The organism is Novilysobacter erysipheiresistens (assembly GCF_036663935.1).
Taxonomy (GTDB): Bacteria; Pseudomonadota; Gammaproteobacteria; order Xanthomonadales; family Xanthomonadaceae; genus Novilysobacter; species Novilysobacter erysipheiresistens.
In genome coordinates this window covers 173,837-188,158 of record NZ_JAXGFP010000003.1, presented here as the reverse complement: position 1 = coordinate 188,158, position 14,322 = coordinate 173,837, and the positions used below count along the sequence as shown (strand labels likewise).

The 14,322-nt window shown below is 61.1% G+C and carries 14 protein-coding genes; 10 read left to right on the top strand and 4 right to left on the bottom strand.

The features are described 5' to 3' along the window. Window positions 1-120: 120 nt before the first annotated feature. The gene (locus SNE34_RS06895; RefSeq protein ID WP_332616007.1) at window positions 121-2,832 is read right to left on the bottom strand and encodes a TonB-dependent receptor; all 2,712 of its coding nucleotides are present in this window, start codon (window positions 2,830-2,832) and stop codon (window positions 121-123) included. 207 nt (window positions 2,833-3,039) lie between these two features. Here SNE34_RS06895 and SNE34_RS06890 point away from each other — a divergent pair, with 207 nt between their 5' ends. After that, on the top strand, window positions 3,040-5,646 hold the full coding sequence (locus SNE34_RS06890; protein WP_332616005.1) for an alpha-amylase family glycosyl hydrolase: 2,607 nt from the start codon (window positions 3,040-3,042) through the stop codon (window positions 5,644-5,646). A gap of 66 nt (window positions 5,647-5,712) precedes the next feature. Beyond that, window positions 5,713-6,201 (top strand): RsbRD N-terminal domain-containing protein, encoded by a 489-nt coding sequence (locus SNE34_RS06885; RefSeq protein WP_332616002.1) that lies wholly within the window; start codon window positions 5,713-5,715, stop codon window positions 6,199-6,201. A gap of 71 nt (window positions 6,202-6,272) precedes the next feature. On the opposite strand, the gene SNE34_RS06880 is transcribed toward SNE34_RS06885, so the two are convergent. Next, on the bottom strand, window positions 6,273-7,739 hold the full coding sequence (locus SNE34_RS06880; RefSeq protein ID WP_425604480.1) for a SulP family inorganic anion transporter: 1,467 nt from the start codon (window positions 7,737-7,739) through the stop codon (window positions 6,273-6,275). Window positions 7,740-8,241: 502 nt separating this feature from the next. Here SNE34_RS06880 and SNE34_RS06875 point away from each other — a divergent pair. From SNE34_RS06875 to SNE34_RS06840, 8 genes are all read left to right on the top strand, one after another. Further along, window positions 8,242-8,631: a TIR domain-containing protein gene (locus SNE34_RS06875; RefSeq protein ID WP_332616000.1), complete on the top strand. Its 390-nt coding sequence runs from the start codon at window positions 8,242-8,244 to the stop codon at window positions 8,629-8,631. Next, a complete protein-coding gene (locus SNE34_RS06870) occupies window positions 8,631-9,179 on the top strand; it encodes a RipA family octameric membrane protein (protein ID WP_332615998.1) in 549 nt (182 codons plus the stop codon). Before SNE34_RS06875 ends, SNE34_RS06870 begins: the two co-directional genes overlap by 1 nt. A gap of 128 nt (window positions 9,180-9,307) precedes the next feature. Further along, on the top strand, window positions 9,308-9,931 hold the full coding sequence (locus tag SNE34_RS06865) for a hypothetical protein (RefSeq protein ID WP_332615996.1): 624 nt from the start codon (window positions 9,308-9,310) through the stop codon (window positions 9,929-9,931). A 125-nt stretch (window positions 9,932-10,056) separates the two neighbouring features. Further along, a complete protein-coding gene (locus SNE34_RS06860; RefSeq protein ID WP_332615993.1) occupies window positions 10,057-10,734 on the top strand; it encodes a DUF4145 domain-containing protein in 678 nt (225 codons plus the stop codon). A 70-nt stretch (window positions 10,735-10,804) separates the two neighbouring features. Beyond that, on the top strand, window positions 10,805-11,356 hold the full coding sequence (locus tag SNE34_RS06855; RefSeq protein ID WP_332615991.1) for a hypothetical protein: 552 nt from the start codon (window positions 10,805-10,807) through the stop codon (window positions 11,354-11,356). A 20-nt stretch (window positions 11,357-11,376) separates the two neighbouring features. Continuing rightward, window positions 11,377-11,985, top strand: coding sequence for a restriction endonuclease (locus tag SNE34_RS06850; RefSeq protein ID WP_332615989.1), 609 nt, complete (start codon window positions 11,377-11,379; stop codon window positions 11,983-11,985). A 65-nt stretch (window positions 11,986-12,050) separates the two neighbouring features. Then, the gene (locus tag SNE34_RS06845) at window positions 12,051-12,884 is read left to right on the top strand and encodes a hypothetical protein (protein ID WP_332615987.1); all 834 of its coding nucleotides are present in this window, start codon (window positions 12,051-12,053) and stop codon (window positions 12,882-12,884) included. A 77-nt stretch (window positions 12,885-12,961) separates the two neighbouring features. Then, window positions 12,962-13,843, top strand: coding sequence for an LAPAL motif-containing putative phage structural protein (locus SNE34_RS06840; RefSeq protein WP_332615986.1), 882 nt, complete (start codon window positions 12,962-12,964; stop codon window positions 13,841-13,843). Between the two features lie 79 nt (window positions 13,844-13,922). Here SNE34_RS06840 and SNE34_RS06835 read toward each other — a convergent pair whose 3' ends face one another. After that, entirely contained in the window at window positions 13,923-14,162 is a 240-nt protein-coding gene (locus tag SNE34_RS06835) for a GFA family protein (protein ID WP_332615984.1), read from the bottom strand. After that, complete coding sequence (locus SNE34_RS14870) at window positions 14,159-14,311, bottom strand: GFA family protein (protein ID WP_460971562.1); 153 nt, start codon at window positions 14,309-14,311, stop codon at window positions 14,159-14,161. The genes SNE34_RS06835 and SNE34_RS14870 overlap by 4 nt, the downstream gene beginning before the upstream one ends. Between the last annotated feature and the right edge of the window lie 11 nt (window positions 14,312-14,322).

Genomic DNA, 14,322 nt, shown 5'->3' with positions numbered 1-14,322 from the left:
GCGACCCAACATCTGATCGCGGCTGAAGCCGCTCCTACAAGATCACCATCATCGATGCCAAAGAAAACCCCCTGCCGGCGAGCCGACAGGGGGCGGGATCCAACCACGGGGGTCCGACGGTCAGAACTTGTAGCTGGCGCCCAGCAACACCTGGCGGCCGTACTCGTTGTAGATCCGCGGCAGGCCGCCCGCGTCCGGGAAGTACTCGCGGTACGGCTCGTTGGTGATGTTGTTGACCTGCAACAGCAGCGACAGCCCCTGCAGTTGCGTGCCCTCGGCGAACGCATAGCCGACCTGGAAGTCGACGATGTCCTCGCTGTTGATGTAGCGCTTCTGGCGATCGCCGCCGAAGCCCTGGACCTCGCCCAGGAACGGCGAACGGTGGCGCTGGCTGACCCGGGTCGAGAAGCCGGCCTTTTCGTAGTACACGGTGATGTTGGACACCTCTTCCGACAGGCCCGGCAGCGGCTCGTCGCCACCGTCGGGACCGAGCGGGTCGATCGCGCTCTTGGTCCTGGAATAGCTGGTGATCACGCCGAAGCCGTCGAGCGGCTGCCACAGCAGGTCCAGCGGGATCGACAGCGCGGTCTCGAAGCCGTACAGGATCCCGCCCTCGCCGTTCTGCGGAGTGGTGAACTCGCCGATCGGCGAATCCGGGTTGAACTCGCGCGGGTCGTAGCCGCTGAAGTCGTAGGCCACGGTCTGGTTGTAGATGTACGACTGCAGGTCCTTGTGGAAGCCGGCCAGCGAGAAGTAGCCGCGGCCGCCGAAGTACTTCTCGTACGACACGTCCAGCGCGGTCGCGCGCCACGGCTGCAGCTCGGGGTTGCCGCCGCTGCCGCGCCACTCGCCGTTGACGCCCTGGGTGGCGTCGACGCTGACGTTCTGGTTGGCGCGCAGGTCGTCCATCCGCGGCCGCGCCATCTGCTGGCCGAGGCCGAAGCGCAGGGTCTGGTCGTGCGGCATGCCCAGCGCGAGGTTGAGGCTCGGCAGGATGTCGGTGTATTCGTCGCCGCCGCTCAAGGGCACCGGATTGTCGGCATCGCCGAACGGCACGATCAGGCCATCGGAGCTCTGGTCGGTGCGCACCACCTGCACCCCGACGTTGCCGCGCAGCGACACCGCGTCGCTGAGGTCGGTGTTGATGTTCCACTGCACGAAGCCGGTGGCGATCTTCTCGTTGACCGTCCAGTTCTTGTTGGCGATGTCCTGGTGGCTGTGCTGGTCGATCTCGTACAGCCCGAGCACGCGGTCGATGTCGTAGCCGACCATGCCGGGGATGCCGGTGAAGCTCAGGTCGGCGTTGCCGGTCAGCATCTCGGTCGGGATCGCCATCTCCAGCGCGCCATTGGGCAGCCGCAGGAAGCCTTCGAAGCCGCTCTTGCGCAGCTTCTCGCGGTCGGCGTAGTTGAGCCCGAACTCGACGCTGCTGAAGATGCCGTCGAGGAAGCTGCGCTCGGCGCTGAGCCGGAACGAGGTCAGCTCGTCCTCGACACCGGGGTACTTGATGAAGCCGGCCTGGCCCCAACCGGCCGGGTCGGTCAGGACCAGGTTGGACGGATCGGCGTAGTCCTCGCCGTAGCTGAACTGCGGTAGCCCGGTGCCCTGGTCGATCACGAAGTCGACGCTGTCGGTGCGCGTGCCACTGACGTGGCCGAGGCCGGAATAGGTTTCCAGCAGCATCTCCGAGCGCTCGGCCTTGGAGTAGCTGACGTCGGCGACGGCGGTCCAGTCGGGGCCGAAGGTGAACTCGTTGCGCCAGCCGGCGGCGAAGATCTCGTCGTCCTGGGTGTTCTTGTCGTTGCGGACCACCGGGCGCACGCCATCGAACGCGCCCGATACCACCGAGCCGTCCTCGATCACCGCGTTGCGCAGGCTGGTGCCGCCGCCCCAGGCCAGGCCGGTCTCCATGAAACGCAGGGTCTCGGACTTGTCGAAGGTGGAGTAATAGGCGTCGAGCACCGAGGAGTAGCTGTCGCTCGGCTTGTACTCGATGACCGCCATCAGGCCGTCGCGGATGTTCTCCACCGACGAGGCCTGCGACTTGCTGCCGCCGATCAGGAACGCGCCCGGCGCGCCGGCGTTGTCGCTCGGATAACCCCAGGATTCCCAGCGCTCGGCCTGGCCGGGCGAGTCCATCCGTGCGTAGCCGATCGCCACGCCGAGGGTGTCGTCGGCGAACTGGTCGATGTAGGAACCGCTGACGCGGTAGCCCATGTCGTCGTAGCCGTCGTTGAGCTCGCCCAGCGAGTTGTGCTCGCCGCGCACGTTGAGCGAGATCACCCGCTCCGGGAACGCCAGCGGCCGTACCGTCTGCAGGTCGACCGTGCCCGACAGGCCCTGGCCGACCAGCGAGGCGTCGGGGGTCTTGTACACGGTGACCGCGCTGATCAGCTCGGACGGGTACTGGTCGAACTCGACGCCGCGGTTGTGGCCGACGCTGACCTGCTCACGACCGTTGAGCAGGGTGGTGCCGAAGTTCTCGGCCAGGCCACGGATGCTGATGGTCGACGCGCGTCCGGCGACGCGCTGCGCGGTCAGGCCGGGCAGGCGCGCGATCGACTCGGCGATCGACAGGTCGGGCAGCTTGCCGATGTCCTCGGCGGAGATCGACTCGACGATCGAGCTCGAGGTCTTCTTGGTCTCGATCGCGTTCTCGATGCCGGCGCGGATGCCGGTGACGGTGACGCGGTCGAGCTCGGTGGCCTGCGATTCCTGCGTCGGTGCGGGCGCGTCGTCGGCCGGCTGGGATTGCGCCTGCACAGCAGTCGCGACCATCAAGGTTGCCGAGGCCAGTGCCACGCTCAGCAGGTTGCGCTTCAGTTTCAACATCTCCCCCTCCGGTACTCGAATGACTGCAAATGGGTTGGTCGGAACGAAGGCCGTTCCGGTAGCGCAGACCGATGGTAGTCGCAGCCATCCCTGCACAAATTGCTTTGCATACGTATTCATGGCGGGACGCGTGCGCACCGCGAAACCCGGTCACGACGCTGTGGAATAGTGAACCGGGGCCGCGTCGGTCGCGGCCGGGAGACTGGAATGCGGACCAGCGTGGCTTCGATCGCGCGACGGGCAGGGCTCGGCATCGTCCTGGCGGCATTGTTGGCCGTTGCCCCGGCATCCGCCGGCGAGTTGCACGTGCCCTCGCCGGACTGGCGCGACCAGGTCATCTACTTCGTGATGATCGATCGCTTCGACGACGCCGACCCCGGCAACAACGACCAGGGCGTCGGCGAATACGACCCGACGAACCCGTCGCATTACAGCGGCGGCGACATCGAGGGCATCACCCGACGGCTCGACTATATAAACGGTCTAGGCGCGACCGCGGTCTGGATCACCCCGCCGGTCGCCAACCAGTGGTGGAACCCGGGCGGCAGCTACAGCGGCTACCACGGCTACTGGGCGTCGGACTTTGGCACGGTCGACGCGCACTACGGCACGCTCGCCGATTACCAGGCATTGTCGCGCGGGTTGCACGGCCGCGGCATGTATCTGGTGCAGGACGTGGTGGTGAACCATGTCGCCGACTACCTGGCGTGCGAGCCGGGCGACGACGGCGCGGTGGATCCGGCGCGCGACTGCAGCGTCCGCGCCGACGCGCGTGGCCGCACGGCACCCGTGCAATCGCCATTCGACCGGAACGATCCGCGTGACCCGGGGCAGTTGAAGCAAGCGATCTACCACTGGAGCCCGGACATCGCCGACTTCACCGAGCGTCGGCAGGAGCTCGACTTCGCGCTCGCCGGTCTCGACGACCTCGATACCGAAAACCCGACCGTGCGCGATGCGTTGCGCGCCTCCTACGGCCACTGGATCCGCGAGGTCGGCGTCGATGCGTTCCGGGTCGATACCGCGTTCCACGTGCCGGCCGGTTTCTTCCCCGACTTCCTGCACGCCGACGATGCCGACGCGCCCGGCATGGCGCGCGTCGCCCAGGCCACCGGCCGCGACGACTTCCTGTCGTTCGGCGAAGGCTTCGGCGCCGACAAGCCGTTCGACGACACCCAGGCCCGCAAGCTCGACGCCTACATGCGCGTGCCCGGCGGCCTGCCGTCGATGATCAACTTCCCGCTGTACGGCACCCTCGGCGACGTGTTCGCGCGCGGCCGCCCGACTGCCGAACTCGGCCACCGCATCACCTCGATGACGACGCTGCACGCCGACCCGCACCGGATGCCAAGCTTCATCGACAACCACGACGTCGACCGCTTCCTCGCCGGCGGCGACACGGCCGGCCTCAAGCAGGCATTGCTGGCGATGCTGACCCTGCCCGGCATCCCGGTCATCTACTACGGCACTGAGCAGGGCTTCGACGAGCGCCGCGCGTCGATGTTTGCCGACGGCGTCGGCAGCGATGGCCGCGACCACTTCGACACCGAGGCGCCGCTGTACCGCTACCTGCAGGATGTGATCGCCCTGCGCCGCGAAGACAAGCTGTTCTCGCGCGGCAGCCCGAGCGTGCTCGCAAGCAACCCCGCCGGCGCCGGCGCCATCGCCTGGCGCACCGACCACGGCGCCGACGCCGCACTCACCGTCCTCAACACCGCCGACAGCCAAGTCCTGCTCGACAACCTCGACACCGGCCTGCCCGAAGGCACCGTGCTGCATCCGCTATTCGGCATCGACGGAATTCCGGACGAGCAGGTGGTCGGTGCCGACGGCCGGCTCACGTTGGTGTTGCCGCCGCGCAGCGGGCAGGTCTGGCGCGTCGGTGCCACCACCGCGCCAACACCGACGGCCGACACCGGCGCCGCGCCGGTGATCGACCCGTTCGCCGGTCGCGCCACCGACACGCTAGACCTCGCCGGCAGCGCTCGACCGACGCAGGCGTTCCAGCTCGTCGTCGACGGCAACCTCTCCAGCGCCGTTCCCGTCATCGCCGACAGCGCCGGCCACTGGCGCGCCCGCGTCCGCACCGACGGCATGACCGACCCCGCGATCGAGCACCGCGTCGTCGCCTTCGACCCCGCCACCAACGCCACCAGCAACCCCCACCGCTTCCACGTCGAACTCGACTGGCAGCCCGCCGCCGACCAGCCCGACCCGCGCGGCGACGACACCGGCCCCATCGGCACCTACACCTACCCGACCGATCCCGGCTGGCGCGAACCCCGTCCCGCCGACATCGAACGCGTGCGCGCCTGGACTGCCGGCGGCGCGCTGCGGATCGAACTGACCATGCGCAGCGTCACCGCGCCATGGAACCCGGCCAACGGCTTCGACCATGTTGCCTTCACCGCCTATTTGCAGCTGCCCGGCCGCGACGGCGGCACCCGCGTGATGCCGCAACAGCACGCCGCGCTGCCCGACGGCATGCGCTGGCACTACCGCCTGCGGGCCCACGGCTGGTCGAACGCGCTGTTCGCCAGCGCCGGCGCGACCGCCACCGACGAAGGTACCCCGGTCGCCCCCGGCGCCGCGATCGAGGTCGATGCCGCGGCCCGCACCGTCACCTTCACCCTGCCGGCGACCGCGCTCGGCAACCCCGACACCCTCGACGGCGCGGCATTGCACCTGACCACCTGGGATTACGACGGCGGCTACCGCGCGCTGGCGCCGCAGGCCGGAGCCGCCACATTCGGTGGGGGCAAGCCGGGCGAGCCGCGGGTGATGGACGCCGCCACCGTGGTACTGGGGCGTTGAGCCCCGAATCCGGCGGCCAAGCATCGGGCCAGGTCGCATCAAGCGACGATCGAATACCATCCCGGCATGAACAAGCCCGATGAACCCCTGCCGGCGGCGTGTAGCCGGCTGGCGGAATACCTGCAGTCCCACAAGGATCAAGTGATCCGCGAGTGGATTACCAGCGTGCGTTGGGATCCCTCGGTTCCGTCCGAAGCGCTGACCAAGCCTGAGATCACCGACCACCTTCCCAACATTTTCGACGCCATCGTCCAGGCGATCCGCGACGAATGCAGCAATGCGAATGTCGACCAGGTCCAGCATCTGGCCGCGCGCCACACCATCGTTCGCTGGGTGCAGAACTACGACCTGAAAGCCGTGCTTCGCGAGCTTTCGTTGCTGCGGGCCGGATTGATCCACCACCTGAGTGCGTTCGAGGACCATGCACCGGACTTCGGAAACGAAGCACGCCGCTTTACCTCGACGATCGTCCACCGGGTCCTGGACGACATCGTCATGGACGCGACGCAGACGTATTTCGGGCTCAAGACCCAGTCCGACGAAAACGGGGCCTGAGCGCCAGCCACGGTCCGAGCGGCCAACCGCGCGGCGGTCAGTGCGCGGAGTGCGTGTTCATCGGCCTGTCCTCAATGTCCGCCCACCAGAACTTCCGCGCCGGGCTTGTCTTGCACGCCGAGGCGGTCGACCAGCGTCCGGCTGGCCTCGTTGAGGCCGACGATGTCGACCCGGGTGGCCGCGCGACGGAACTTCAGCACCACCTTGTCCAGCGCGCCCACCGCGCTGAGGTCCCAGAAGTGCGCGCCGGAGACATCGATGGTGACGTGCTCCAGCACTTCCTTGAAGTCGAACCGGGTGGCGAAGTCGGTGGCGGAGGCGAAGAACACCTGGCCGGTGACGACATAGGTGCGCGACGTGCTGTCATCGCCGGCGCTGGAGTCGATGTGCAGCACGCGACCGACCTTGCGGGCGAAGAACAACGCCGACAGCAGCACGCCCGTCAGCACGCCCTTGGCCAGGTCATGGGTGGCCACGGTCACCACCACGGTGCCGAGCATCACGATGCTGGACGTGCCCGGATGGCTGCGCAGGTCGCGGATCGAGGACCAGCTGAAGGTGCCGATCGAGACCATGATCATCACCGCCACCAGCGCCGCCATCGGGATCTGCTTGACCCATGGCCCGGCGAACACCACCAGCACCAGCAGCACCGAGCCGGCGACCAGCGCCGACAGCCGCCCGCGGCCGCCGGATTTCACGTTGATCACCGACTGCCCGATCATCGCGCAGCCGGCCATGCCGCCGATGAAGCCCGACGCGATGTTCGCCACGCCCTGGCCCATGCACTCGCGGTTCTTGTCGCTGGGGGTGTCGGTCAGGTCGTCGACGATCTGCGCGGTCAGCAGCGACTCCAGCAAGCCGACCACGGCCAGCGTGGCGGAGACCGGCAGGATGATCCACAGGGTTTCCAGCGTCAGCGGAACATCCGGGAACAGGAAGGTCGGCAGACTGTCGGGCAGCTCGCCCATGTCGCCGACGGTGCGGATGTCCAGCTTCAGCCAGATCGCCACCAGGGTCAGCACCACGATGGTGACCAGCGGCGACGGAATCGTCTTGGTCAGCCGCGGGAACAGGTAGATGATCGCCAGCCCGGCGGCGGTCATCGCGTACACCGTCCACGGCACGTTGGTCAGCTCGGGCAGCTGCGCCATGAAGATCAGGATCGCCAGCGCGTTGACGAAGCCGGTGATGACCGAGCGCGACACGAAGCGCATCAGCGCACCGAGCTTGAATGCGCCCGCGACGATCTGCAGCACGCCGGTCAGCAGGGTTGCCGCGAGCAGGTACTGCAGGCCGTGGTCCTTGACCAGGGTGACCATCAGCAACGCCATCGCACCGGTCGCGGCGGAAATCATGCCGGGGCGGCCACCGGTGAACGAGATGACCACCGCGATGCAGAACGCGGCGTACAGGCCGACTTTCGGGTCGACCCCGGCGATGATCGAGAAGGCGATGGCCTCGGGGATCAGCGCGAGCGCCACCACGAGGCCGGCGAGCACGTCGCCACGGATGTTGCCGAACCATTGCTGGCCCAGCTTGGATGCGATGTTCAAAACGGAATTCCCTGCGGCCGGGCAGATGCTGCCCGGGTATTGCGAAAGACGATCGTGGAGACGACCAGACCCATGCCCGCATCGAGCGGGCGCGCGGAAAGACAGGCGCTAGGGTGGGGTGGTCACGATGGGGACGATCCGTCAGTCGCGGTTGCCGGCCGCGGCGCGGCTGGGGGCGCATTGTAGCTAATCCGCGTTGTCGGTCGGGATTGGAGTCGGGATGGTCGCGGATGTCATGGCGCCGCATCGGCCGCGAATGACCGGGTTACCACGCCGGGGTATGCTGCAGAAATGCGGTGATAAGTGATAACACAGCGATGTCGGCGTATATATCGCAGACGTTGGTTCATTGGGGCGAAAGCCCATCCAGCGCCGTTGACGAGGGTGCTGAAAGACACGACGATCGGATAACACCCCGATTTTGGGGTCTACTAAGAGTTAGACGTTTCAACAACCATCACCGCTGCGTAAGGAAGGGGGATTTGTGGCTAAGAAGAGGGTATTTATCAGCTTCGACTATCACAACGACAAGAACTGCAAAGTCATGCTCGCTGGACAGGCCAATCTCCCTGACAGCCCGTTCGACTTCAAGGACTCATCTGTTGATGACCATCTCACAGGAGACTGGAAGGACAAGGTGAAGCGTCGAATGGACAACGTCGACATCGTTATAGTCTTGTGCGGGACGAAGACTCACACCGCTGCCGGCGTTGCGGCAGAACTCAAAATTGCAAAAGAGAAAGCAAAACCCTATTTCCTGCTTGCAGCACACTCAGACAAGACGTGCACAAAGCCCACGAGCGCTGACTCGAACGACAAACTCTACAAATGGGAGTGGGAGAACCTGAAGAAACTCGTTGGAGGATCAAGGTAATGGTTGATGTACCAGAATCCAAACTCTGGAACGAGATTGGAGAGGGTGCTGTCTATCCATCCAATGAGAAGTGGCACTCGCATCTCCTAGAGCAGTACAAACTGTACGTTGAAATGGCGGATAGAATTAGCCAGAGAAGAACTACATCAAATACGTACTTCCTCACTGTCAACTCCGCCATTCTTGCTTTCATCGGGTACCTAACCTCAAAAAACAGCACCGAATACATGTGGCTGCTTGCGCTCGCGGGCGCAATGCTGACGCTGTTTTGGTACAACATCATCAATTCATATCGCAACCTCAACACTGCAAAGTGGCAGATTGTTCAGGACATCGAAAAGCGATTGCCAATTAGTCCCTATGACGCAGAATGGGATGCTGTTCAGCGCGGCAATAACCCAAAGTTGTACCGGCCAATTTCTCACATCGAGAGTTGGGTTCCTGGCGTCTTTTGCTTTCTGCATCTGGTCGTATTCGTAAAGACATTTCCCTGGCTAGGGCTGGCGCATTTCACGGATAGATTCTATGCCTGCACAGTTGGCGGGTGAAACGTCTAACAATTCGTTCAAGCCGAACTTGCTTCGTTACACCAAACACATGGCAGGAAAAGCTTGCCATGTGTTTGGCTCGACTACGCAAGTCGGCTTAACTCAGGCGTTAGACCGCGGATAAGCAAATGCTCGCTTGTACTGAAAACTGCATCGAGTGGATCAAGATCAGCATCAGTGGCCTGACGCTGGCGTCAATAGTGATCGCATTTCTTACCTATCGCGCCAACCTCAGCAAGATCAACGAAGATCGTGCTCGGGAGCGTGATAAGGAGTACGTGTCCCAGTTCAATAAGTCACTGGAATGGTCGTTCAATTACTTAACTTCCGACGGAACGGATGTTCCTCCGAAAGCTGACCGATTTAACTGGCTAACTGCAGCGAGGCACATCCTTCGCGCAAAGAAAATTCAGGCTCAGATTACCCACAAGACCTACATAACCATTGCAGAAGAGATCGAGGAGTTCTGGCGTCATAAGTATTACCTTGCGCTCGCGGACCGCTCCCTTCGGAACTGGCACTACTTCATGGACAAGAGCAAGTCCGCCTGGCCCGAGAATATCGAGATAACATCAGCACTGGTCGTGGTGGAGTTCTCCAACTGGAAGGAGGGTATGCTTGACCCAACTGACTCAGTAGATCGTGAAGCACTTATCAACGGCGGCGGCCTCAAGGGCGGCAACGCGGGATTTGGACTCAGAACGTATATTCAGCATCTCGAGAGCTTGAAAGACCTGAGAGCTGCAGAATGACGAGCCGCGGTCTAACAATTCGGTCAAGCCGAACTTGCTTCGCTCCACCAACAACATGGCAGGAAGAGCTTGTCATATTGTTGGCTCCGCTACGCAAGTCGGCTTAACTCAGGCGTTAGACCTCTATGCCAAAAAATGCTGTCAGCCGAGAGATCAACAAGACTGCCGACACAGTCATCGACGTTCAGTGTGGCGAATGCAAGCGTTCAACAAAGCACCTTGTCCTTGCATCTGTGAACATCGATGGAGAAGATTGGTTTGGCGAGAACTCTGTGCAGTATTGGTCTGAGTACCAAGTGATCATGTGCCAAGGGTGCGAGATCACAGGTTTCCGCTCCTCCAGTCGCAACTCCGAGGATTGGGACTTCATTGATCATGAAAATGTTGAGTACAACGAGACGCTGAACCTTTACCCAGCTCGTGATGGCAGGTCGTCGCTCAAAGATGCTTATCTTCTGCCTGGAAATGTTCAGAGGATCTACGACGAGACTATTAAGGCAATCAACAACAACCAACCTGTTCTCGTGGGTATCGGTCTTCGAGCAATCGTCGAGACCGTCTGCAAAGACAAATCTTCCCCAGGATCTAACTTGGTACAGCGCATTGACGGGCTAGTATCCCAGGGTGTTCTGTCACCGGAGGGATCCAAGATCCTCCATAGAATAAGAACGCTTGGAAACGACGCCGCGCATGAGGTCAAACCGCACAACGAAGACCAGCTTGGTGTGGCACTCGATGTCTGTGAACATCTGCTCCAAGATGTATATGTATTGCCACAACACGCAGCTAGGGCGTTCACGTGACGAGGTCTAACAATTCGTTCAAGCTGAAACCGTTTCGCGGTTCGGCTTAACTCAGGCGTTAGGGGGGCTGTTGATGTATCCGATAAGGCTTGGCTATTCAACAGCAAAAGAGCGCATCGCTCGGCTCTTGGAGAACGGCCACCATGCTGAAGCGCTCGTCACTACGGTGTTCACCGTCGAAAAGACAATGCGCCGTACCTTGCGGCAGCTAGTCGTGTCCGCTGGTTTCACGTCCACAATCGCCGACCGAATAATTCGCAACTTGCGCGGGTTGGATGCAGTTAAGAACAACTGGGACATCTACGATCCTGCGCATAGAAAGCTAACAGACCTCCTGCCGCAGACGGATTGGAAGCTCTTCAAAGATAGTGCTGAGATGCGAAACAAGATGGTTCATGGCGAGCGCGTTTACGATCTTGTCGTCTGCAAACAGCAGGCTGAGACAACCTTAAATGCACTCGACCGCACCAAAGACTCCTTTGATCGTGAGTACGGATACAGCGGTTGGACTACCACGTCAAAGCGACTCAAGTCCCGCCTGCACATCGATCCAAAGGTGCAGGCCATGGTGGAGCCCCCTAACAATTCATTCAAGCCGAAGCCGCTTCGCGGCTCGGCTTAGTTCAGGCGTTAGGGGGATTGATGTCGACCGTCGCGAAAGGGACAGCATTCGAGAACCGTGTCTTCGCGGCGATTCAAGCCGAACTGGCGGCAGATCGATTGGGACTGTCACCTGCGTTAGCGCGCGCGCATCAACGCCAAGCCTACTACTCCCGAGATCGGGATGCGGACATCATTACTGACTTGTCCATCGAAGTCTGGCTGCCGTCGGCAGACAGTTGGTCAATTCTGTGGGTTTGCGAGTGCAAAGACTACTCCGGCTCAGTTCCCGTCGATGACGTTGAAGAATTCAAAGCGAAGCTTGATCAAATTGCGGGCTCCAATAAAAAGGGAGTCTTGGCTATTTCTGGCGCGCTTCAAAGCAGTGCGCTTCGGTATGCGAAGGCAAATGGAATTGGGGTGATCCGTCTGCTCCCGGACAATCAAGTAGAACACGTCCTTTACATGATGACAGCGGCAACTCTGGCGGCAATGTCGCGACTAGACTCGGCGGAGTTCAACGCGGCACTCACGCGGCCGAGCTTCGTTGGCAGAAACAGAGACTTCTATGCTGCTGCGGAAGGGTACATATTCGGGGATTGGCGAGCGCTCCTGAGGCATAGCCTCCGCCTTCCCCAGCCATCCTCCTAACAATTCGTCCAAGCCGACACCGCTTCGCGGCGCGGCTTGAAATCAAGCGTTAGATCCCATCCACAATGTCACAAGCTTACTACTCACATCGAAAGGGCACAAACCCAAACCTCTCAGGGCTTCCTCTGCCAGAGGTCGTCAGTCTTTTTATCCGCGTCTACGAGCAGATGCGTGCGGATGGATACTTTGATGAAGCGTTTGGGTACGAGTGCGTGGATGCTGGGCACATTGAGGGCAATGTCCGCGACATAGAGCTGGAAATTCTCCTAGCCGTCAGAAAGAAGAGTCTTTGGCCGTTGGAGACACACGCTCCCGGCTACTCGGAGGACGATTTCTTCGATGTCATCGAATTCTTTTATCAGTACGCTTCCAAGCCTATCGAAGGCACGTATCACACCTGGAACGACTGTGGGATGCACTGGCAGACTTTTAACAAGTCCCAAGGACAGGTCGAGTTTTGTAAAAAAATCAACTCAGTTCTTTCCCATTACGTTGGGCGGTTTGAGCTCTCGCCCGCGGGAGAAGTCCTTCAACAGCCAGAAGCTGGCTTCGAGCAGATCTTTGAGGCCGACATTCCCTCAAAGGACAAGAACATCACTGATCGTCTTAACACCGCGGTGCTCCAGTACCGTCGACACGGTTCAACCTTGGACGATCGGCGTCAGTCTGTCAGGGATCTCGCAGATGTGCTTGAGTACCTGCGCCCCAAGGTTAAGTCTCTGCTAACTTCAGCAGACGAGAAAGATCTGTTCAATCTGGCTAATAACTTTGGCATTAGACATCACAACGATCAGCAGAAGACCGCGTATGACGCGGGGTTATGGCTGAGTTGGATGTTTTACTTTTATCTGTCAACCATACATGTCGTGCTGAGAAAGATTGACAGTGAGCGCAAGTGAAATCTACCAATTCATTCAAGCCGAAGCCGCCTCGCGGTTCGGCTTAATTCAGGCGTTAGAGGGGCCAGGGGGATTCAATGGCTGTCATTGAGATTGAGAGCGAAGTAGATCGATTTGTCCTCCACTTTGAGACGGACAGACACCAGATAAATGCATTCGCCTTGGCAACTTCGCTTGCTGGTCTTGCGGAAGCCGTACGTGAAGCCAGCTCGATAGTAAATCCTGGCTACTCCGTAGAAGTTGTGGTCGTAGCTCTCGAAGAGGGAAGCTTCGAAGCGGTTGTAAGAACCATCTTTGAGAAGACGCATAGCGTGTTTTCTCACGAGGCGTCAAAAGCAATTATCTACGGTGTTATCGCCAGTTATATAGTCACGAAAATGGTGACCCCTTCGGATCCGACCATAATTGTCAATGACAGTTCTGTTATCGTCGAGTACGGTGATACCAAAGTCATAGTGCCTCGCGATGTCTACGAAGCGCAGAAGCAGGCCGAGAAATCTAAGCGTTTCGAGAATGCGGTGGGGCAGATCTTCCGTGGAGCCGAATCAGACACAACGGTGACCGGCCTGCGAATCGATCCCCCGGACCGTAGACAGCCCGGACCGGAGGTTCCGCGAGGGATGTTTTGTCGCTTCGATACACGGGTTATTGACGAAGATGGCGACAGGGTAGTAGTCGAATACGCCAATCTTGAAATTTCCCGCGCGATTCTCGCGCGAGGAAGGCGGAAGTGGGAGTTCTACTGGCGGGGTGTGAAGATCTCCGCGCCCGTCCTTGACGATCGTTTCTATGACAAGTTCTTCGCTCACGAAGTGACAATTGCTCCCGGAGACGTCCTAAAGGCTGCAGTTCGCATTGTTCAACGCCAAGACAAAGATTCGGGCATATACAAGAATCATAGCTACGAGGTCGTCGAAATCATCGACCACATTCCAAGAATGCGGCAGGCGTCCCTCTAACAATTCATTCAAGCCGAAGCCGTTTTGCGGCTCGGCATAATTCAGATGTTAGGTGGTGTTGCCGCACCGTTCGTGCCGCCTACTCATGGCGACCCACGCCATCGCGATCGCGTTCGTATCGGCTCGCAAGCGGAAACGGCGGCAACCAGGCCTCGCGACGGACGGTCCAGAGTTCGTAGGTGGGCATCAGTTGATCGGGGGTATCCAGGCATCCCAGGTTCACTTCGATCTCGTCTGCGCTGCGTCCAAACACGGACGAGCCGCAGCGGGGACAGAAGAACCGCCCGGCGTAGTCGCGGGTTTCGCCATCGATCGTCACCGCATCCTGGGGAACACGGCGGATGCGTGAAACAGCGCTCCATGGTGTTTGCGGCAGTCGAGGCAGTGGCAAAGCCCGACCCGGTACGGGCGTCCCGACGCCACGATGCGGACGTCGCCGCACAGGCAACCGCCGGTGAATCGTTCCATGCCGCGTCTCC

Coding starts and splice junctions, on each gene's coding strand:
- SNE34_RS06895 (WP_332616007.1), bottom strand. CDS start 2,832: ATGTTGAAACTGAAGCGCAACCTGCTGAGCGTGGCACTGGCCTCGGCA.
- SNE34_RS06890 (WP_332616005.1), top strand. CDS start 3,040: ATGCGGACCAGCGTGGCTTCGATCGCGCGACGGGCAGGGCTCGGCATC.
- SNE34_RS06885 (WP_332616002.1), top strand. CDS start 5,713: ATGAACAAGCCCGATGAACCCCTGCCGGCGGCGTGTAGCCGGCTGGCG.
- SNE34_RS06870 (WP_332615998.1), top strand. CDS start 8,631: ATGGTTGATGTACCAGAATCCAAACTCTGGAACGAGATTGGAGAGGGT.
- SNE34_RS06865 (WP_332615996.1), top strand. CDS start 9,308: ATGCTCGCTTGTACTGAAAACTGCATCGAGTGGATCAAGATCAGCATC.
- SNE34_RS06860 (WP_332615993.1), top strand. CDS start 10,057: ATGCCAAAAAATGCTGTCAGCCGAGAGATCAACAAGACTGCCGACACA.
- SNE34_RS06850 (WP_332615989.1), top strand. CDS start 11,377: ATGTCGACCGTCGCGAAAGGGACAGCATTCGAGAACCGTGTCTTCGCG.
- SNE34_RS06845 (WP_332615987.1), top strand. CDS start 12,051: ATGTCACAAGCTTACTACTCACATCGAAAGGGCACAAACCCAAACCTC.
- SNE34_RS06840 (WP_332615986.1), top strand. CDS start 12,962: ATGGCTGTCATTGAGATTGAGAGCGAAGTAGATCGATTTGTCCTCCAC.
- SNE34_RS14870 (WP_460971562.1), bottom strand. CDS start 14,311: ATGGAACGATTCACCGGCGGTTGCCTGTGCGGCGACGTCCGCATCGTG.